Source organism: Actinomycetota bacterium (genome assembly GCA_014360655.1).
Classification (GTDB): domain Bacteria; phylum Actinomycetota; class Geothermincolia; order Geothermincolales; family RBG-13-55-18; genus JACIXC01.
Map to the genome: position 1 here is coordinate 84782 of JACIXC010000006.1, position 22557 is coordinate 107338.

8 protein-coding genes and 1 CRISPR repeat array are annotated in these 22557 nt (G+C 59.9%); of the genes, 1 reads left to right on the plus strand and 7 read right to left on the minus strand.

What is annotated here, in order from left to right:
- Positions 1 to 183 precede the first annotated feature (183 nt).
- Entirely contained in the window at positions 184 to 2556 is a 2373-nt protein-coding gene (locus H5T73_06055; protein MBC7247323.1) for a hypothetical protein, read from the plus strand.
- Positions 2557 to 2677: 121 nt separating this feature from the next.
- Positions 2678 to 14295: direct repeats of the CRISPR family, unit length 33 nt; unit sequence GTTTCAATCCGCGCCCCACGCGCGGGGGGCGAC.
- Positions 14296 to 14483: 188 nt separating this feature from the next.
- Here H5T73_06055 and cas2 read toward each other — a convergent pair.
- The 7 genes from cas2 to cas3 are packed head-to-tail and all read right to left on the minus strand — an operon-like array spanning position 14484 to position 22468.
- Positions 14484 to 14774, minus strand: coding sequence for a CRISPR-associated endonuclease Cas2 (gene cas2, locus H5T73_06060; protein MBC7247324.1), 291 nt, complete (start codon positions 14772 to 14774; stop codon positions 14484 to 14486).
- A 6-nt stretch (positions 14775 to 14780) separates the two neighbouring features.
- Positions 14781 to 15815: a type I-C CRISPR-associated endonuclease Cas1 gene (gene cas1c / locus H5T73_06065; protein MBC7247325.1), complete on the minus strand. Its 1035-nt coding sequence runs from the start codon at positions 15813 to 15815 to the stop codon at positions 14781 to 14783.
- A complete protein-coding gene (gene cas4 / locus H5T73_06070; GenBank protein MBC7247326.1) occupies positions 15799 to 16518 on the minus strand; it encodes a CRISPR-associated protein Cas4 in 720 nt (239 codons plus the stop codon). The genes cas1c and cas4 overlap by 17 nt, the downstream gene beginning before the upstream one ends.
- A 24-nt stretch (positions 16519 to 16542) precedes the next feature.
- Positions 16543 to 17580: a type I-C CRISPR-associated protein Cas7/Csd2 gene (gene cas7c / locus H5T73_06075; GenBank protein ID MBC7247327.1), complete on the minus strand. Its 1038-nt coding sequence runs from the start codon at positions 17578 to 17580 to the stop codon at positions 16543 to 16545.
- Entirely contained in the window at positions 17573 to 19357 is a 1785-nt protein-coding gene (gene cas8c, locus H5T73_06080) for a type I-C CRISPR-associated protein Cas8c/Csd1 (protein MBC7247328.1), read from the minus strand. The genes cas7c and cas8c overlap by 8 nt, the downstream gene beginning before the upstream one ends.
- Complete coding sequence (gene cas5c / locus H5T73_06085; protein ID MBC7247329.1) at positions 19357 to 20112, minus strand: type I-C CRISPR-associated protein Cas5; 756 nt, start codon at positions 20110 to 20112, stop codon at positions 19357 to 19359. The genes cas8c and cas5c overlap by 1 nt, the downstream gene beginning before the upstream one ends.
- Before the next feature lie 22 nt (positions 20113 to 20134).
- A complete protein-coding gene (gene cas3, locus H5T73_06090; GenBank protein MBC7247330.1) occupies positions 20135 to 22468 on the minus strand; it encodes a CRISPR-associated helicase Cas3' in 2334 nt (777 codons plus the stop codon).
- Between the last annotated feature and the right edge of the window lie 89 nt (positions 22469 to 22557).

Below are 22557 nucleotides of genomic sequence, written 5' to 3' on the forward strand. Positions count from 1 at the left end.
CCACCCGCTTGGTTCTCTCCGAGGCGTCAGGCACGCCACATGCTCTGACGTACCGTGAGGCGTTGCGTCTCCCTCGCAGGGCGTGGCGCTGGAAGAGGGCGAAGGGTTTTTCTTCCAGGAAGGGGAACCCGCCGTTTCGGTGTTCGTCGTCGATGTAGAGCGTTGAGAAAGGAGTGAGAGGGGATGTGGGGAAGAGCCAGGGAGTCAATGGTAATCCTGCTCGTCTGCGCCTGCGCGCTGCTGCTGGCGCTGCTTCCGGGAACGGCGCCTGTGCCGCTCCTTGCGCCGAGCGAGGCGTGCGCCTCCCCGGGCACGGGCTGGGTGAAGCAGGACGTAGTGTGCGCGGATTGCATGTTCTTTGACATCACCGCCGTCGACCAGAATACCGTTTGGTGTGTCGGGAGCAACTTTGCCACTTCCGGCAGCCTGGTCATGAAGACGACGGATGGCGGGGCTCACTGGCAGCGGCAGGAAACGGGCACAAGCAAGAGCCTTTTCGCCATCGATGCGGTGGACGAGCGTACCGCCTGGACGGTGGGCAATGGAATCATCCTCAAGACCACCGACGGGGGCTCGACCTGGGTCTCGCAGGGCTCGGTGAGCAACATTTACTTGTTGGGGATCTCGGCGGTCAGCGACCAGGTTGCGTGGGCGGCAGGCCTGGAGGGGGAAACACCCTCCTCATTTACCTACCACGGCGTCGTCCTCAGGACCACCGATGGAGGAAGTACATGGAAGTGTGTAAAAACGGGCGCAGGCGCTTCTGAATGCTATTACGACGTGGACGCCGTCGACAAGGATAAAGCCTGGGTGTCCGCCACGGGAGGAGCCCTCAAGACCACCGACGGCGGCGGTTCCTGGAGTTTCCATAACATTGCTGCCGGCGGCCAGTTCAGGAAGATATCCAGTCTCGGGGATGGCAAGGTATGGGTGCTGGGAAACGTGATGAGTACCGGAAAAGCGTTGTCCGTTTACGTTTCCGGCGATGGCGGCGGTTCCTGGAGCGGCTACCATTTCCCCATCGGCTACACTCCCATGATCACGGCGGGCATCTCCGTGGTGGACGGGAACAACGCCTGGGTGGCCGCGATGCCAAATGAGACGGCGGGGATGTTCAACATCGAGGGCTACGTGTTCAGGACCACCGACGGCGGCGCGAGTTGGGGGCGGCTCCAACCCTGTGGCGACGTTATTCCGACGGCGGTGTGCACGGCCGGCGCGGACACGGCATGGGTGGCCGGCATGGGGAGCATAGCGAGGACCACTGACGGCGGCGCCACCTGGACCTCCCAGCTACCCGCGCGATACGATTTCCACGCCGTGGACGCCAGGGCCGGGTCGGGGGTTATGGCCGTCGCGTCGGGGGGTATGCAGGTCACCTACGCGCACCTCTTCAATCCCGCGCTCCCTGAGAACCTGTGGCTTGGAGGGCCCGTGGATGCAAGCGGGCAGGTAGACGAGGACCTCCTTGGGGTGACCGTGGAGCAGGACTGGTACTGGGCCGTGGGCGTGGACGGTACGGTGATCAAGGCCCCCACGCCGGCGAGTACGGGAGCCATGGCCAACCAGTCGCTCGGGATTACCAACGACATCCACGCCGTCTCCTCCGCCGGCGCCGACACCGTCTGGATCGCGGGGGAGAACGGCATCATGAAGACCACGAACGGCGGGGATACCTGGACGCCGCAGGTGGTCATCCCCCAGACCGTCTATGCCATCTGCGCCGTGGACACCCAGACGGTGTGGGCTGCGGGCCAGGGTGGACTGCTGGGAAAGACCACCAACGGCGGCGCCACCTGGGTTACCCAGGACTCCGGCACCACCGCCGACCTCCACGGCATCGCCGCCGTGAACGCCCAGACGGCCTGGGCGGTGGGAGCGGGCGGCACCATCCTCAAGACCACCAACGGCGGCGCCACCTGGGTTCCCCAGACCTCCGGCACCACCGCCGACCTCCACGGCATCGCCGCCGTGAACGCCCAGACGGCCTGGGCGGTGGGAGCGGGCGGCACCATCCTCAAGACCACCAACGGCGGCGCCACCTGGGTTCCCCAGACCTCCGGCACCACCGTGACCCTTCGCGGAGTGGCCGCCCTGGACGCGCTGAACGCCTTCGCGGTGGGGGATGACGGCACCATCCTCAGGACCGAGGACGGGGGAGGCACCGGTGTGGAGCTGTCCGTCACCGCCGTGGCCCCCAACCAGGCCACGCAGCTCACCTACAGGATCAACCTCACCGTGTCGGGAACCGGTTTCGAGCCCGGGGCCAAGGTGAGGCTGGAGAAGGGATCCACGGTCATCAAGGCCTTCAACGCCAAGGTGGTCTCGGATACCCAGATCACCTGCAGCGCGGACATCCTGGGGGCCAGCCCGGGAGCCTACGACGTGGTGGTGGCGAACCCGGGAGGCGGGGAGGCGCGCCTGGAGAAAGGCTTCACCGTTACCTCCCCTTGCGGCACGGGAGGCGGCACCGCCGTGCTCATGCTGGGCCTCTCCCTCGGCCTGCTCTCCCTGGCGGGCTGCGCGAGACGCCGGGGACGCAGGAGGCGGGCATAAGAGCAGGCGGCAGGTTAGGTTCTCCGGCTTGCCCGCCGACTTGGTGAGGAGCGAGGCGACATCCCCTTCCCGGCCCGTGCCGGGAAGGGGATGCGCATTACGCATGCACAATGCGGTAGAAGTTTCAATCCGCGCCCCACGCGCGGGGGGCGACAGTCCATCATAAGATTCCCTTAAATAAGAAAGGGTTTCAATCCGCGCCCCACGCGCGGGGGGCGACACGGTTGGAGGCGATATGAGGGTGTTGGTGGTGTAGTTTCAATCCGCGCCCCACGCGCGGGGGGCGACATGAGAGGCGTCGGGACGGTCGTCGCATTATCGGAGTTTCAATCCGCGCCCCACGCGCGGGGGGCGACCCCTTGCGAAAGCGTTGTTCGATTATCTGAGCCTGTTTCAATCCGCGCCCCACGCGCGGGGGGCGACGTACTTGCCGCCTGGATATGGTGGCGGGACAGGAAGTTTCAATCCGCGCCCCACGCGCGGGGGGCGACCCGTGGAGTTTCATGGCAATATGCCAGTCACGGTGGTTTCAATCCGCGCCCCACGCGCGGGGGGCGACAGTTCAATTATCCCACGGGCGTGGCCTGTGACGGGTTTCAATCCGCGCCCCACGCGCGGGGGGCGACCCCATTCCCTCGGCCCGCCAGCCTGGGATCATGTTTCAATCCGCGCCCCACGCGCGGGGGGCGACTGCCTCTGCGGATGGCCTGCGCCACGAGGGCACAGGTTTCAATCCGCGCCCCACGCGCGGGGGGCGACGCGTGTGATCATCATGGCCTGGGAAGACACATCGGTTTCAATCCGCGCCCCACGCGCGGGGGGCGACCCGTGGAGTTTCATGGCAATATGCCAGTCACGGTGGTTTCAATCCGCGCCCCACGCGCGGGGGGCGACATTATCAGGGTTTAATCCTTGGTGATCCTTTATTGGTTTCAATCCGCGCCCCACGCGCGGGGGGCGACCCGGCGTCCTACCCACTTACTCTATTTGATTGTCGTTTCAATCCGCGCCCCACGCGCGGGGGGCGACCCGAGCCGGATGGGGAGGCCGGCGCGGACGAACTGGTTTCAATCCGCGCCCCACGCGCGGGGGGCGACATGCCCAGGGGACTGATTTAGTATCCATTTACTGTTTCAATCCGCGCCCCACGCGCGGGGGGCGACGGTTTACCTGAATCTTGGGTGCAAAGGCTCCAATAGTTTCAATCCGCGCCCCACGCGCGGGGGGCGACGGTGATCCACCCCACCCGGCTTATAGGCCTCAATGTTTCAATCCGCGCCCCACGCGCGGGGGGCGACCGCCGCCATGGTGCGCCTGGTCGATCCCACCAAGGTTTCAATCCGCGCCCCACGCGCGGGGGGCGACGCTTGCGTTCCGTGGCCCGCGAGATGGCCACGCAGTTTCAATCCGCGCCCCACGCGCGGGGGGCGACCAGGCCGACCAGCTGTACGCCACCATGAGTGAATTGTTTCAATCCGCGCCCCACGCGCGGGGGGCGACGCCATTGAAGCGCTGGGCGTACCACAAGCTGGGGGTTTCAATCCGCGCCCCACGCGCGGGGGGCGACTTAAAGGAGGTGAAAGACATGCCCTTCGACAAGGAGTTTCAATCCGCGCCCCACGCGCGGGGGGGGACTCCACTGCCTGCTCGTAGGTTATGTTCTCCTTCTGGTTTCAATCCGCGCCCCACGCGCGGGGGGCGACTGATTGTCAAGGTTCATGGTGTAATCCCCATCGCATGTTTCAATCCGCGCCCCACGCGCGGGGGGCGACGTTGCTATAGTCGGCGACGTAGATATAGGTTCCGTGTTTCAATCCGCGCCCCACGCGCGGGGGGCGACTTATAACCATTAACAAAAAGTCGCCAATTTGAGTTGTTTCAATCCGCGCCCCACGCGCGGGGGGCGACGTTAATTTGTCGCGCTTTTGAAAAATTTTTCGGAGTTTCAATCCGCGCCCCACGCGCGGGGGGCGACTTGCAATTATCTCCGCAAGCTCCTGCCGTCGCTGGTTTCAATCCGCGCCCCACGCGCGGGGGGCGACATTCGATACCGCCCCTTCCCCTGCCAAAAGTCAGGGTTTCAATCCGCGCCCCACGCGCGGGGGGCGACCTATTTTGTGGTTGGTGGAGGCGGGAGGAATCGGTTTCAATCCGCGCCCCACGCGCGGGGGGCGACATGGCTGTAGGGTGGGTTCCCACGCCGTTTATTGTGTTTCAATCCGCGCCCCACGCGCGGGGGGCGACACTCTTCCACCTCGGAGATGGGAAGTCTGTAAATGTTTCAATCCGCGCCCCACGCGCGGGGGGCGACCAATACGCCGATGTTTCCTGCTACTTCCATTATCTGTTTCAATCCGCGCCCCACGCGCGGGGGGCGACGCGATCCCTCATCTTCTTCCCCTGTTTCGCAGGTTTCAATCCGCGCCCCACGCGCGGGGGGCGACTAGTGACTCGGAGAACTAGCTGCTTGATCTTGTTGTTTCAATCCGCGCCCCACGCGCGGGGGGCGACACCCAAGCCCCTGCGCGGCCGGGCAGGCGAGGAGAGTTTCAATCCGCGCCCCACGCGCGGGGGGCGACTCTCTGGCGGGTACATCTGAATTGCTGGCACCTTAGTTTCAACCCGCGCCCCACGCGCGGGGGGCGACTTGCCTTGGATTCAATTTCATCTATCATGAGAAAGTTTCAATCCGCGCCCCACGCGCGGGGGGCGACCTGTCTCAGGAGGAAGCCTTCCAATGGGCCCAAGGTTTCAATCCGCGCCCCACGCGCGGGGGGCGACGATGGTGCCCCAGCTGATATACACGCGCCCGCCGGTTTCAATCCGCGCCCCACGCGCGGGGGGCGACGCGCCTGGGATTGCCGGGCAGGATATCTTTCCAGGTTTCAATCCGCGCCCCACGCGCGGGGGGCGACAGCCGGAACAGGCGCGGTATGGCATGCGCGTTCATGTTTCAATCCGCGCCCCACGCGCGGGGGGCGACCCACGGCGGTAAACAGTTCGCAACTGGAATTCCGCGTTTCAATCCGCGCCCCACGCGCGGGGGGCGACCTATGTCGCCCCTATAGGGGCCACACAGGTAAATGTTTCAATCCGCGCCCCACGCGCGGGGGGCGACCTTAACTTCAAAAAATGTCCCGTCTTCCTCTACCGTTTCAATCCGCGCCCCACGCGCGGGGGGCGACTTACGGAAGCTCGATGTGTTGCAGATGGGTACAATGTTTCAATCCGCGCCCCACGCGCGGGGGGCGACGCTGGCGACGGACAGAAAACTACAGGTAAAAATCGTTTCAATCCGCGCCCCACGCGCGGGGGGCGACCAGGTCGGCGTGAGTTCGATGCTGCCCGTACAGATGTTTCAATCCGCGCCCCACGCGCGGGGGGCGACCTGAGGATGGTGATGGTCATGTACGTGCTCAAATTGTTTCAATCCGCGCCCCACGCGCGGGGGGCGACTCCGGATGTGTCGCCCTGGCCGCGCGCATCATGTAGTTTCAATCCGCGCCCCACGCGCGGGGGGCGACGGATGTATGGGCAACCCCTCTGACATGTAAATGTTTCAATCCGCGCCCCACGCGCGGGGGGCGACTTACCCGTTCCGGTCGAGTTTCTAACTGGTCTGAGTTTCAATCCGCGCCCCACGCGCGGGGGGCGACGCTGCCGCTTCGCCATCCGAGGTCTTCATTGAGGTTTCAATCCGCGCCCCACGCGCGGGGGGCGACCAACGGCCTGTCCACCGATAAAATGCCCCAGCTGGTTGTTTCAATCCGCGCCCCACGCGCGGGGGGCGACCTTCTCCGCCGTACAACTTTGGCAAGGAATATAGTGTTTCAATCCGCGCCCCACGCGCGGGGGGCGACGGTGGGTACCAGAATCTGATATCGTGGGCGATAGGTTTCAATCCGCGCCCCACGCGCGGGGGGCGACTCCCTCGCCGTCACAATCTCCGTTGGCAGCCTCAAGTTTCAATCCGCGCCCCACGCGCGGGGGGCGACCCCAGGTAGTCGGCCACATAGGGCTCCCGCACCGGTGTTTCAATCCGCGCCCCACGCGCGGGGGGCGACTGGAGAAGGAGCGAACGTGTTGAGCCAGCCTGATGTTTCAATCCGCGCCCCACGCGCGGGGGGCGACTCCGCTGCCCGTAGCCCAGCAGCCGCAGCCCCTGTTTCAATCCGCGCCCCACGCGCGGGGGGCGACGGGAGGTGAGTTATGAGCGGCAAGGTGGTCATGTGGTTTCAATCCGCGCCCCACGCGCGGGGGGCGACCGCCTGGGCCATTCGGGAGAGTCGGCTAAAAGGCGTTTCAATCCGCGCCCCACGCGCGGGGGGCGACCATCACCACTATCACTTCGCCCGCGACTTCGTGAAGTTTCAATCCGCGCCCCACGCGCGGGGGGCGACGCGGGGGGGATTGGGAAAATCTGCAAGCACTTTGCAAGTTTCAATCCGCGCCCCACGCGCGGGGGGCGACTCTACTATAGCCTGTTGGTTGAGGCGGTTTACATGTTTCAATCCGCGCCCCACGCGCGGGGGGCGACGCTCGTGGAATGGGCGGAGGCTGTGGCGGACTGGCTGTTTCAATCCGCGCCCCACGCGCGGGGGGCGACATTATAGCGTGGTGAAAAAAGGTAACCACTAGGTTGTTTCAATCCGCGCCCCACGCGCGGGGGGCGACCCCCTCCTCGGTCTTCCTGTGGCAAAATATCGTCCGTTTCAATCCGCGCCCCACGCGCGGGGGGCGACTGGGAAATAAGCACGGCCGATTACGAGATACCGGGGTTTCAATCCGCGCCCCACGCGCGGGGGGCGACGTTTTTGGATGTTCTGAAGGTTCAGGGATTAGGGGTTTCAATCCGCGCCCCACGCGCGGGGGGCGACTTAACTTATCTGATTTTTCTTAGGATAAAATTCAGGTTTCAATCCGCGCCCCACGCGCGGGGGGCGACGCTAAGGCGGAGGCGGTCAAGGCTAACCGCGCCTTGTTTCAATCCGCGCCCCACGCGCGGGGGGCGACATAGGCCCATCCTGGCCCTGCCGGCCCTGGATGAGTTTCAATCCGCGCCCCACGCGCGGGGGGCGACCCGCGGGCAAGGCCATGAGGCTGGCCGCCGTCGATGTTTCAATCCGCGCCCCACGCGCGGGGGGCGACCGCCGTTCGTGCACTCAACACTGTGGCCGATCACGTTTCAATCCGCGCCCCACGCGCGGGGGGCGACCGCCGCGCTGCTGGAGGAGCTGGAGGAGAGGGAAGTTTCAATCCGCGCCCCACGCGCGGGGGGCGACTCCCCAGATCGATGAGGTCCATGGTGCCCCAACTGAGTTTCAATCCGCGCCCCACGCGCGGGGGGCGACCTCCGGGATAGCCTCCAGGCCCTGGAGAAGCGCGCGGTTTCAATCCGCGCCCCACGCGCGGGGGGCGACGCTCCAGGTAACCCCATGGTTTGGGTGCACCCCGGTTTCAATCCGCGCCCCACGCGCGGGGGGCGACCACGGGCGGGTCAATGCGTATCGCCGGCACCTTCGTTTCAATCCGCGCCCCACGCGCGGGGGGCGACCCCCGTGGCGCCAGATGGTACTATTGTTGGCCTGGTTTCAATCCGCGCCCCACGCGCGGGGGGCGACGGGTCGTCCAATCGCCCTTTGCGCCATGACTTATTGTTTCAATCCGCGCCCCACGCGCGGGGGGCGACGATCTTGCTCGCGTAAACGTCATCGAATCCCACTCAGTTTCAATCCGCGCCCCACGCGCGGGGGGCGACGCCGATAGCCCGTATGCGCAGAAGCAGTTAGGGTTTCAATCCGCGCCCCACGCGCGGGGGGCGACCTGCTGGCCGGGCTGCTTGTTGGCGGCGGAGCGAGGTTTCAATCCGCGCCCCACGCGCGGGGGGCGACAACCCAGTCAGGAAGCCTATGGTAGGCCACGAGCGTTTCAATCCGCGCCCCACGCGCGGGGGGCGACCCGACTACCGGGAGGGTAAATGCCGCAGGGTGATGGTTTCAATCCGCGCCCCACGCGCGGGGGGCGACGCCCGGGGCATGAGGGTCTACCGCGAGATGGCAGTTTCAATCCGCGCCCCACGCGCGGGGGGCGACGCTGTGCCGCGCCTGTTCAGGCTCAATGGCATGGTTTCAATCCGCGCCCCACGCGCGGGGGGCGACGCCTAATGCGGCTGATGGTGTGGGCGGGCCTACGCACGGTTTCAATCCGCGCCCCACGCGCGGGGGGCGACAGGCAAGCCTGGCAGAGCTGGAGGCCGGCCGGAGAGTTTCAATCCGCGCCCCACGCGCGGGGGGCGACGGTCGGCCATAGTGATCTGAAAGGCGCTTCGCTGGTTTCAATCCGCGCCCCACGCGCGGGGGGCGACCTCCAGACGATAGCGTCGACGAAGTGCGGGCCCATGTTTCAATCCGCGCCCCACGCGCGGGGGGCGACGTTGTACCTGGGGCCCTTGGGCCTTACTCGCCAGGTTTCAATCCGCGCCCCACGCGCGGGGGGCGACGCCGGCGATCTGGATGCGCGGGAACCCTCATCGGAGTTTCAATCCGCGCCCCACGCGCGGGGGGCGACATCGCTCCATGGGCTAGTTACGCCGCTCCGCGTGTTTCAATCCGCGCCCCACGCGCGGGGGGCGACGTTCGAGATCGAACACCCGGTCCCGGATGTCCTCGGTTTCAATCCGCGCCCCACGCGCGGGGGGCGACCCCGGGGCAGGGCTCGGGCTCGGGTTGAGGAAAGTTTCAATCCGCGCCCCACGCGCGGGGGGCGACTCCGCCAGCGATAGACTATGCGCCGTACAGTACAGGTTTCAATCCGCGCCCCACGCGCGGGGGGCGACGACTGGCTTCAGGCCGGCGAAAAACCACAGCCCGGTGTTTCAATCCGCGCCCCACGCGCGGGGGGCGACGGTGAGCGAGTAAGCATCTGCATACCATTCCGTGTTTCAATCCGCGCCCCACGCGCGGGGGGCGACTTGGGAATAAGCGGAAACTATGTAGTAATCGGGATAGTTTCAATCCGCGCCCCACGCGCGGGGGGCGACTTCATACCGAAGCAGGTCACCTCGTGCCCCGCCTCGTTTCAATCCGCGCCCCACGCGCGGGGGGCGACCGCGAGAACAAGTACCGATAGCTCGATTCACTGGTTTCAATCCGCGCCCCACGCGCGGGGGGCGACGCAGCTGAGGGTGTGGATCTCCGGCCGTACGAAGTTTCAATCCGCGCCCCACGCGCGGGGGGCGACGCGGTATGGCGCGCGGGGGCTCATGTGCCGGGGAGTTTCAATCCGCGCCCCACGCGCGGGGGGCGACGATGATTATCGTCCACTCTACAGCCTAGTTCTGCGTTTCAATCCGCGCCCCACGCGCGGGGGGCGACTCCCCGCGGGGATGGGATCGGTAAACAAGGTTCTTCTGGTTTCAATCCGCGCCCCACGCGCGGGGGGCGACCCTGGTACTCTCCCAGCCGCTGGCTCGCTCCCCTGTTTCAATCCGCGCCCCACGCGCGGGGGGCGACCCGTTCTGCTGGGTGGAACCCTGACCGAGTCAGGGTTTCAATCCGCGCCCCACGCGCGGGGGGCGACCTCGGTGGGGTCGAGTTGGGCCAGCGACTGCACGTGTTTCAATCCGCGCCCCACGCGCGGGGGGCGACGCGGCTGTGACTGTGGGCACCACCGTGGTCGAACTGTTTCAATCCGCGCCCCACGCGCGGGGGGCGACGTTGGCGGCTACCGCCTGCGAGTAAGTAATCTCGTTTCAATCCGCGCCCCACGCGCGGGGGGCGACAACGATCCCGATCGATAAGGCGCTGCTTTTCCGGTTTCAATCCGCGCCCCACGCGCGGGGGGCGACTGAGAAAGGGCGGAGTGAGCGACAGGAAAAACGTTTCAATCCGCGCCCCACGCGCGGGGGGCGACTCGTGGGCATCGATAAGAAGCCCGGCCCACAGGTGGTTTCAATCCGCGCCCCACGCGCGGGGGGCGACTTCTACCTCGCCATGCACCAGGCGTGGCAGCTTGGTTTCAATCCGCGCCCCACGCGCGGGGGGCGACGAATATGGTGTGCCGATAACTGCAGCGTATGTCGTTTCAATCCGCGCCCCACGCGCGGGGGGCGACCTGCTGCCACTGAAGTGGGCGAGCTGGGCGAAGTGTTTCAATCCGCGCCCCACGCGCGGGGGGCGACTAGAGCGCCAGAACAAGGCCGTTCTCGTATGAGGTTTCAATCCGCGCCCCACGCGCGGGGGGCGACACCAGGCGGTATTGAAAGGATGCTAGATCGATAAGGTTTCAATCCGCGCCCCACGCGCGGGGGGCGACTATAGGCGAGCACTCGTAAGACCGCTCAACTTGGGTTTCAATCCGCGCCCCACGCGCGGGGGGCGACGCAGGTAGGCCTCGATTGCCGCTATGCCGGCATTGTTTCAATCCGCGCCCCACGCGCGGGGGGCGACGGCCACATTGCACCAGTTATTGGCCATGTTCCAGGTTTCAATCCGCGCCCCACGCGCGGGGGGCGACTGTCCAGGTGCGGGTTGTCCTGTAGGCGCGCGGGGTTTCAATCCGCGCCCCACGCGCGGGGGGCGACCTCCCCTCCTGCTTCTGGCATTTACCCACCTCCTTGGTTTCAATCCGCGCCCCACGCGCGGGGGGCGACGTTCGAGGCGTGGCACAATGGCTCGGGCGTACACGTTTCAATCCGCGCCCCACGCGCGGGGGGCGACCAGCTCAGGGCGACGCTTACCTGGCTGTTGCACGCGTTTCAATCCGCGCCCCACGCGCGGGGGGCGACGGCCAGGGCAGTAAAGTATGTGCCATCCCGCCTTGTGTTTCAATCCGCGCCCCACGCGCGGGGGGCGACGGTGTACGGGGTAGTGTTGGAGCCGGATACGGTAGTTTCAATCCGCGCCCCACGCGCGGGGGGCGACTGGTGCAGGCCAGGCGATAGACCGCGGCTGGTGGTTTCAATCCGCGCCCCACGCGCGGGGGGCGACTTAGTGCGACTTATGTCAGTAATCCAGCCATCGGTTTCAATCCGCGCCCCACGCGCGGGGGGCGACACCCCGCGTACTCCGGTATCTTGGCGAAAAATGGTTTCAATCCGCGCCCCACGCGCGGGGGGCGACGGCAGAGGATACGATGCGAAGGGTGTTGAAAAAGGTTTCAATCCGCGCCCCACGCGCGGGGGGCGACCTCAATCAGCGGGTGCATGCCCTAAAGGCTGCACAGTTTCAATCCGCGCCCCACGCGCGGGGGGCGACGGGATACGGATACTCGCGGGGATCAACGTAAGGGTTTCAATCCGCGCCCCACGCGCGGGGGGCGACCCGCGGCAACGGGTGCGATGTAGCGCATAGAATAGTTTCAATCCGCGCCCCACGCGCGGGGGGCGACCCGCGAGTGGGCTACGAAGATGAAACGGTTACTAAGTTTCAATCCGCGCCCCACGCGCGGGGGGCGACTTGCCGATGCGCCGAGAACCTGATCATCACGGAAAGTTTCAATCCGCGCCCCACGCGCGGGGGGCGACCCGTGTCGAAGGCCTTCTGAACGGCTTCGGTCACGTTTCAATCCGCGCCCCACGCGCGGGGGGCGACTCGGCCAGGCCGCCGTAGATCTCAGTAGTCGTGAGTTTCAATCCGCGCCCCACGCGCGGGGGGCGACGAGCTCTTCGTGGTGCGTGCGCGTGCCCGCCCAGTTTCAATCCGCGCCCCACGCGCGGGGGGCGACTTGAGGGTACCATCGATGGCACGTGAAGACGATCCGTTTCAATCCGCGCCCCACGCGCGGGGGGCGACTCGGGCACCTTTCGACCATCGCCTTCGCGGGATCGAAGTTTCAATCCGCGCCCCACGCGCGGGGGGCGACATGGATTGCGGCGCCTAACTATTCTGCTTCCTAGTGTTTCAATCCGCGCCCCACGCGCGGGGGGCGACCCCTGTCGGGTATCATCATGCCTTCGTCGAGGTGTTTCAATCCGCGCCCCACGCGCGGGGGGCGACGTCCCGTCGCAGGCTATGCCGTAGGGATAATAGGTTTCAATCCGCGCCCCACGCGCGGGGGGCGACTTTTTACGCGGTGCCCTCAGCTGGCGAAGCGTGGTTTCAATCCGCGCCCCACGCGCGGGGGGCGACAACCTGGACAGCGTGCAGACGGTAGATGTATATCGGGTTTCAATCCGCGCCCCACGCGCGGGGGGCGACGTTGCCAGGGCTCGAGTTCGAATCGGCAGCCAGTTTCAATCCGCGCCCCACGCGCGGGGGGCGACCGTTCAGCGCCGCGATGGCGGCCTGGCAGGCACGGTTTCAATCCGCGCCCCACGCGCGGGGGGCGACTTCGCAGATGCCGCTAAGCGCCTGCTACGGCGCGAGTTTCAATCCGCGCCCCACGCGCGGGGGGCGACGGCCCGCACCGCCAGCCCCGCAGCCCAAGCAGGGTTTCAATCCGCGCCCCACGCGCGGGGGGCGACCCAGGCGCTCGATCTCCTCCCAGCGGCGGTCATGTTTCAATCCGCGCCCCACGCGCGGGGGGCGACTCCCGCGGGGCTATACGCGCTCGCGGGGGCTTTCCCGTTTCAATCCGCGCCCCACGCGCGGGGGGCGACGCTCACAGGCCAAAACCTCCCCCCGCAACACGGGTTTCAATCCGCGCCCCACGCGCGGGGGGCGACCCTTATCCCGCCTCCATTCCCGCATAGCCTGTTGGTTTCAATCCGCGCCCCACGCGCGGGGGGCGACCCAGGATAAACAGGCGTAGGCCGGCCAGGTAGGCCGTTTCAATCCGCGCCCCACGCGCGGGGGGCGACTCAGTACCATCGTAAATACCTCCAATAATCAACTGTTTCAATCCGCGCCCCACGCGCGGGGGGCGACCTGCGAGGAGCATGAGCGGCGACGGGCCAAAGAGGTTTCAATCCGCGCCCCACGCGCGGGGGGCGACGGAGCAATACGCTTGTAAAACGGCCCACAGACATGTTTCAATCCGCGCCCCACGCGCGGGGGGCGACGTGGAGGAGCCTCGACAATCTACGACTGGCTCGTTTCAATCCGCGCCCCACGCGCGGGGGGCGACAGGTTTCCGAGCGGCGCTCCAACAACTTTCCCATGTTTCAATCCGCGCCCCACGCGCGGGGGGCGACTATGTTCCTGCGCCAACTTACGGCGTTTTTCACCGTTTCAATCCGCGCCCCACGCGCGGGGGGCGACCTGCCCCTGGGCCGGGGAGTGCACAGCCCCCGAGTTTCAATCCGCGCCCCACGCGCGGGGGGCGACTGGGACATGGGCGCAAAGATACAATATCTCAAGCAGTTTCAATCCGCGCCCCACGCGCGGGGGGCGACCGTTTTTCCTCGGTATCTCGATGTAGGCCGTTCGGTTTCAATCCGCGCCCCACGCGCGGGGGGCGACGGCCTGGCGGTAAGCCTGGTCCAACCAGGCCAGGCTGTTTCAATCCGCGCCCCACGCGCGGGGGGCGACGCCCGGTGAGGGTGGAGCCGCCGGTGAGGGTGGCGTTGTTTCAATCCGCGCCCCACGCGCGGGGGGCGACCAGCTCGAGCTCTCTGATTTTAGTTATCAATCGCTGTTTCAATCCGCGCCCCACGCGCGGGGGGCGACCCCTGTCGGGTATCATCATGCCTTCGTCGAGGTGTTTCAATCCGCGCCCCACGCGCGGGGGGCGACACAACCTGATGGGCCGCGTGGACAACGATCCAGCGTTTCAATCCGCGCCCCACGCGCGGGGGGCGACCGCCTTTCTGTCATACCATTATTACAACTGCGAAATCGAATGATAAATCGCGAAACCTGTAATAAAATGATACAACGCTATCTTTATTGTCAAGGTGCAACGAGATAAAGTCTTTTCTATAGAGGAAATCAGGACTACGCGAACCCCCCAACGGGTTTCTGGTCGCTATAGGTTCGCGAGAGGCTATTTCATATAACAAGAGGGCCCTCCGGGTCATAAGACGGTTTGGCTCCCACATGCTCAACGCGATGACGCCAATTGTTTCCCAAGAAATAAAAGCGCAAGCTGTCTTCTTCTTTATCTATCTCATCTATCAGGCGTTGCCTGAACGCAGTCCATTGGGTCATATCGACAAGACATTCAAAGACCGATTTTTGAACACGTTGACCCATATTCTCACACTTCTTAGCGACTCGTCGAAGCCTTTTCCGCCCCTCCGGCGTTTCAGTATTTACATCATAAGTGACAAGCACCATCATCATCCATCATCTCCACACGAATGGGGGATAACCTTCAATATCGCCCCTCAAGAATCTTGCAAACAGCATGGCTTGAACGTGCGGCAGCAGACCTAAGGCAATCCTCTCTCCTAAGAATGGGTGATATATCTCTTCCTGCTTCCTTTTCTGATAAGCAACCAGAACCGTCTTGCGGGTCTCATCGTCCATCATCACCGCTCCTGACTCCGTCTTTCTAAAACCCTTGCCCTTTATCTGTTGGCGGTTGACGAGGGACAAAGCGAGACGGTCAGCGAAAAACGGGCGAAGCTCCTCCATAAGGTCTAAAGCCAAGCCCGGTCTACCTGGCCTATCTCTATGAAGAAATCCTACTGCTGGATCCAGACCGACTGCCTCAAGTGAAGAGGTGACATCATGCAATACCAAAGCATAAATAAACGAGAGAAGCGCGTTCATGTTGTCAAGTGGAGGTCTCCGGGTACGCTGTTTGAAGAAAAAATCCTCCTTATTGGCAACAATAAGTTGGTTAAAAACACCGAAATAGGCACGAGCTGCGTCACCTTCATATCCCCTTACCGTATCAAGGGGGAGAAGACCATCCTTCAGATTATGAGATATATGTGTAAGGTATCGCACTGTTTCTTTGAGCTGCGAAACATCGACGCAATCTTGATGGTCACGCTGGGCACGTAAAAGCACAACACGGCAATTCGCGACCTTCGCAAGGACAATATTTCGGGCTACCTGAGAAGAAAAGGCAGGGTCATCTGCTCGCCGATACTGCTCCCTTCTAAGAAGAACATTTCCTGAAACGGGACCATGTACTCTTGCCCAGAATCTGCCGTATTCACTGAGAAAAGAGATGGACACATTTCGTTCACCGCACATCTGCATGAGCGGCGGGCTGCATGAAACCTGACCAAAACAGACAATACCATCAAGGGTATGGACTGGAACCCGTAGCTTTGTTTCCTGTCCTACACGCACAACTACCGTTTCTCCGTCCCGGGAGAGGTATGCTCCCTGACTGGTTACATACAAAGTGTTAAGAAGCCGTTTCATCTTCCTCACCCGATTCCAAGATCAGCCTGGATAGGTATGAGTTAACACTACGTTTCCTGCTAGTTGCTTTGGGAAGGCAAACATCTATTAGTGAACATTTTTCACACTTCTTTGAATAATATGCTTTAGGTGTGCATGCACGCGCGACCAATTCATGCAACCTTTCAGATGCCACCTCTGTTTTTTTTCGCAATTCTTTATCGAATGCCAATTCCAACCGCCGTACTGATTTGCCATAGTAAAGGGCACCCACTGGAATGGTGACCCCGAGCATCTCTTCGAGGCAAAGAGCTTGCGCACAAAGCTGAACCTCGTAGCCCTCTTCGCGGCGCAAGCTACCACGTTTGTATTCCACCGGGAAAGGTTGCCAAAGGCCCGGTACTCCTTCCAGTGTTGTTCCCTCTGCGAAAAATTCGCCATCACGAGCCATGATATGGGATTCTGTTAGGCGATGAAACTCCACAACGTCCGCCTTGCCGGTTACACCAAGCCTGAGCGACCTCAACGGTAGACCTCGGACTATGCGTATATCCCCACGTGACTCCGTCTCCGAGGCATGCGTTCTTTCGTGGAGAATGCCCCCTTCGATGGTGAAAGGGTTGTCCTCCCATGCGCCCTCGATGTAGATCAGCGCCGCTCTCCGCTCGCAGAACAATAGATGCTGCAGAGCGGAGAGCGGAATGAGATCATCCTCAGCATACATCTTCCAACGGGATAAAGAAAACGCTTATACCACCATTACATTTCCCGGGACATCATTCCAGACCAGTTCCGCCTTCCCGCCTTCTCCGGTTACGACGAAACCTGCAGATACACCGCTCGGCAAAGCGCTCTTCTTGAAAGAAACCGTGTAATCATCGAAGGAACGGGGAGCATCTACGCCATCTTTTTTCTTGATCTCGATGAGTTCAAACAACTTGTGGGCAGGCGCACATCCTAGCATAGCCTGCTTCTCGCGTTGCACCTCATCTGAATCTGTTCCCACATGCTTGAACACAAAGATGGGCTCGCGAACTGACATCAATCCCTTGCTAGAGGATCGATCATGCTCGAACATCTTGAGCAAGGCTTCCCAGAGAAGGGTTAGATCATCATCTGTGAACCCAGTACCGGTGTCTTCCTGCGCAAGATAGGCACTGATGAATCCCTTCAAGACGAAGAGACCATAAGGGATCAGCGCTTTCCTTCCCATGGTACGGAGCTCATCTTCTGGTTGCATCTTTTCCCATTCTTCGAACTCTTTCGACCCAACGTCTTTGCCTTTAATATCGTTATCCGCGACTGCCATCCTGGTTATCGAGATTTCTAGTGGTAATATTGGGTCGACAGAGCGAGCAAAAGATAATTGCACTGGACCACGTATTTGTCCTGCATTTGGGCCTGTAGACAGGACGGCGCCAAATGTTCTAACATCATAAAAATTCTTGCACAGCCATTTTCCTGCAGCTCTTGCCTTATCAAGTGTCGTCTTCCATTTATTATTCTCAAAAGGCGGCATTCCACTGGTTTCTTCATGGGCTCTTGCTATTTTAGTGTTGAGATTTGTTGCATGCTCTATGAAGATTGCGAAGGGCATCTTATTATCTCTAGCTATTTGTACATAGTTTCTCACCCTTCTTTTAAGCGCAACATCCGACACTAGTCCACGCATGTCTTGAGGATCGATACGGGGGGCATTTCCTGCATCAGGATCTCCATTGGGATTTCCGTTCTCGCAATCGAACAGAAGCACGAATTCATAGCGGTTCTTTATCGGGTTATTCATCACTGACCTCCTTTTCCGATTCGAAAGTTTCCTTCTTGTTTTTTCTCATATCAGCGATTTGCTGATAGTAGCCTAGTGCGAAAAGGCTCTGTTCTTCCAGGCTCAATGTCTTAGGAATACCTGTTTTCAATCCATCCCAAATTTCCGTTATCTTTTCTTCATACCAGTGAGCCAATCCAGGATCCAGCTTGTTGAGGTGAAACTGGCTTGTGCGTGTAAGGCGCCCCAGAACGAGAGAAGGCGTAACACTGGCAGCTGCATAATACCTCTGCACAATGCCAGCGCCCACATCTCCTAAGGCACTGCGCTGTAACCTGGCAAGAATCGCCATCAACCTGCCACATTGATAAGCTGGATTTGGATATCCATCATTCAGGTCCGGTTTAATCAAATCTGCCATTTCATCACCTCCACCTTGTCGATATTGCCTTATAAGATAAGCTTTGATGAGTCCAATTCGGGCATGGTTAAACGGCTCATCTTTTATAATGTCTATTCTCATTCTTTCAAGAGAATATGCTAAGGCTGATCTGGGTATTGGTTCATTGTTGACGGCAGAACGCCATAATTTTGCAACCAAGGGTGATGACAAGGGTGATGATTTTGCAACCGAGGGTGGTCGGAGATCGCTAGGATTGCGCACCATCCCGCCAAGTACCGAGAAGAACTTGGGCGATTTTGCTAAGGCATCCCCACCAGATCTTATTATTGATAAATCATCAAACCATTTCCTTATATTCTCGACAAGATTTTCAAAGCGGCCTTCCATCCAGTCACGAACCATAACCCTTCCGCTCGCCCCGGATAATGTAATCGCGTAATAGTAGTTATCCTGAAGATCCGGTCTTCGCCCTGACCTTATGCTTGCCAGCAGTTCCCTCGCACGCTCCTGAGCTTGTATTTCCTGTTCATCATGTCCTTCCTCCAGCCAGAATAAGGGATCATCTTCCCTTTCTACCCTCCCCTTGAACCAGTGAACGATTTTCGTTCCGGCAAGTTGTTGGCTATGATGCTCAATCAAGTAGTTAAGGGCTGCCCTGTAGGCTGAGGCTGCATTCTCTGACACTGCCGCATTTTCAGATTGTTTAAGGCCGTATGACTTAAACGCATCCTTGTCGAAACCAATTAATACATCACCCTGTTTGCTTCCCCCCACATCTGCTAAGCCTTTTACCTTGGGGTGAGTCATAGCGGGCTCAACGCCCTCACCAGTGACGAGACAGACCATCGTCTTAGTCCCTTTTTTCTCCATGGTGATGCTCAAGTGGTGTATACGCCACCAATCATGCCACAGATTAGATTCAAGAGGGAAAACCCCAGATATACGAAAGGTGATTTTATCGGTTTCCCTTGCTCTATATTCCTCTAGCGCCTTACGTATTGCATCAAGAGAGGTATTATCGGAAATAACTTCCGCTGCCTTGCCCAATTCAGGCATGGCAGTGCTTGCCTCGCGCAGTAGAGAGACGAAATAGTCATGCTTATCCCTTGTTTTCGGATTGTCAGCCGCTTTCCCGTAGAGCGCCACGACATTCGCGGTTTCCGCCAGGAAGTGGCTTCTTCTCTCCTTGCCCTGCATAAAAGACGGGTTATATTCAGGACATCTTTCAAAGAGTTGCCCCCGGTTATTTCTCGATCCCACATCCCCCAACTCGATGACATTCACAAATCTTCCCTCATCGTCGATCACTATTGCCCAACGAATGTACTTAGGTGCAAAACCTGGCTCTGTTACCAGGTTATGTTCTTGCGCGAATTTCACCAGTTGTTCCAACATTAGATCCTACCTCCGTCTAACTTAAGGACTTCTTCGTCGTTATCATATTCAGGAATCTCCATGACGCCGTTCACTACTTTTGCACGGAAAAGGCTGATCTTGGGCGCATCAGTAGAAGAGCCGGGTTTTGACAGGTCAAAGACGTCGTACAGCATCAGACCAATATCGATGTTTACAGGCACAGGTTCAGCTTGTATGGAATCAGGTTCCACAAGCTCAAAGTAGGCCGGGAATTCACGACATCCGAGATACGGCTGGTATATGCACTTCCCGTTGAGTGCACGCCTGCGAAACTGAGCCTCCATGGCCTTAAGGCGATCTTCATAACCGGGCCAGGGCCTGATCTCAGCATGCAGCCTATAGCGCACATCCTTCAAAGCCATGGTTTGCCTTTGAGTCCTTCCCTCGTCGTCTCTACCAAGCATTTCTTTGGTGCCGTCAGCAAGTATCGGCTTAGGTTCCTTTTTACCGGAAATCCAGTCAAGGATTGTTCTTTCGCTCGGTGCCTTGTTCTTTACCTCGTTGCGCCGTAATGCGATGTATTTCGGCTCGGACAGCATCTCGACTTTCTTTACCTGCCATCGGAACTCAGCCTTTGAAGGGTCCCGGTTCGGTTTACAGTAAATCGCATCGAATATGGCGCGGGCTGCCGATGGGGTGATCACCGGATAGCTGAATCGTTCTACCTTTAATTCGGGGCGTGTAAAGCAGGCAAACTCCCCCCATACCTCCAGTATCTGGTTTGTTGGTCGCATAAAAGACCTCCTTTTCATAAAGTCAGCCTATAAGGCATTCCATTCCTTGCGGCGGGTTTAGCCCTGTTTCAAGGCTGTAATGTTCTCCGTTAAGATAAATGAACCATTCTTCTGAATAGCTGTCCCTGCCGAGAGGGACGGGCTCGATATAGGATAGTAACGGGTCATCAAACCCGGGCTTGAATAACCCCACAGCGTATGGCCTCGCTTTCGTTATCCACTTGGCATTCAAGCCGGCCTTTCGCACTTCTTCTTCCAACTCGTTAAATACGGCAGGCTCATAAGGAACGAGTATGTTGATCGCTGGCTTCTCAATGACATGATAGCTTTCGGATACTTTTACGAAATCACGCAGGTTAATGCCTTCAAGTAGATCTTCCTTCTTCCGTTCCGGCCTCGCGATATCGTAGAGCTCCCGGTAGTATTCTTCGAATATACGAGGTGAATTAATGTCCAGACCATGATCGCCGTACTTAGCGAGGAGTATCTTCATCACCTCGGTAGCTTGCCTGTAAGCACCATCCGGGTATATGTTTTCCCCCTCGGTGCTTTCAGGCAAGAACAGCACCACCTCGCCCTCCTCAAGCCGGCCATTCCTGTTGCAACGACCAGCAGCCTGGGCAATCGAATCCAAGGGACCCAAAGCTCTGTATACGAGCGGGAAATCAATGTCGACTCCTGCTTCAACACATTGCGTGGAAACAAGGAGGCAAGGCTCTCCTTTATCAAGGCGCAGACGCACTTCCTTTATGACTTCTTGTCTGTGTGCAGGGCACATGTTAGTGGAGAGGTGAAATACGTCTTCTACTCCCATCCTGATGAGCTCATCATAAAGCGTAAGGGCATGCCTTTTTAGATTTACTATACAGAGCACCTGACCATGTGCGTCGTTTGCCAGCTCTTTCGCCAGATCATTCCAGGATACCGTTTCCCTTATATCCTGCGGCCACCTTGCCCTGTTGCGGCGCGCCCGTTCATATAGCTTCAGTTCTTCAGGAACTATCTCCCTTGGGTTCCAACCACGCACGTAATGCTTCCTTATGTGCGCATCGAGGTGGGAAAAAGCTGGTTGGGTCGCAGTTGAAAACACTATTGTTGAATTGTATCTCTCGGACAGGTGTGATAATGTCGCGAGGGTAGGTATCACAAGGCCAATGGGTAATGTCTGCACTTCATCGAATAAGATCACGCTATTAGCCAATCTGTGTAGCTTACGGCAGGCTGAAGGTCGATTAGAAAAGAGAGACTCGAGGAACTGGACACTCGTGGTCACGATAATCGGTGCATCCCAGTTCTCGGTGAGCAGCCTTTCTTGCTGATGAAATTCTTGCTCATCATCGGAAGTAACGCCATCAACTGCTCTTTTGCCTCCACGTATGCCGGATAGGCTATGATGCTCAAGGACATATCTTCTGGCGTCGCGGGCATCTATCGCAGATGCCAGTGCTTTGCGATATTCAGAAACCGTCTGATCGATTATGCTCAGATAAGGAATCACCGTGATTATCCGTTCCAAGTTATTATGCAAAGCATGCTTGACAGCGAAGGCCAACATGCTCAAGGTCTTTCCCGTTCCCGTTGGGGCCGTGAGAGTGAACAGGCCATGTTTGTTTTCTGCTGCAGCGAGGCAAGCATGCAGCAGGTCTGATCGCATTTTTCGAACAGAAGGTGAGGCTCCAGACTTCATGGAGAGTTCGCCAAGATATCCAAGTAGATGTTCCAAAAGCGTGTCTGGGTTAAGCTTCAAGCCGGGTTCACTATAGCTCCTGGCACCCTTTTCTTGTGCATTAAAATGCGCCTCTGTTTCGATATAATCCGCATCCACAAGGGTGGAGAAGAGCATGCGGATATCGAGCATACCAGCTATTTTGGAATCATCGGAATGTTTGTATATAGATTTACCGATTTGTTCTTTAGCGGGTAGCTCGAGGCCATCCTTCTCCAGCCTCTCAAGCAGATTTCTCATATCAGGCTCGGATAGAACCAGACCCTCGGTATTATTGATTTCTAACTTCGCAGGATCAAGGTCGCCCAAGGAGCTCTTCGAGGCCCTTTGAAGGCCTTTATGGTGTCCCTGGATGGAAAGTGCCGCTGCAATGCCCGACATTTGATACTTTGATAAGGCTATCCATGCGCCGTTCGACCAGTGGTCGACTCCCCTAATCTCTCCGCGCAACCTTTGCTGAAACTTATCGCCATATTTCCCTATATCATGCAATATTCCTGCGATATATGCCTCTAAAGAAGCATCGAACGCTTCAGCATATTTGGAGGCTCTCTCAGCCACTAGCCGAAGATGCGATTTTAATGGATCAACTTCACCGACAGAGTTTGAGGTATGTGCTAGATATTCCATCTCCGCACACCCTATCAGTCATCCGACAGCCTTATCTTGAAAATGTTCATTCTGGTATCGTTTAACTTATGATTTTCTTATACATCATG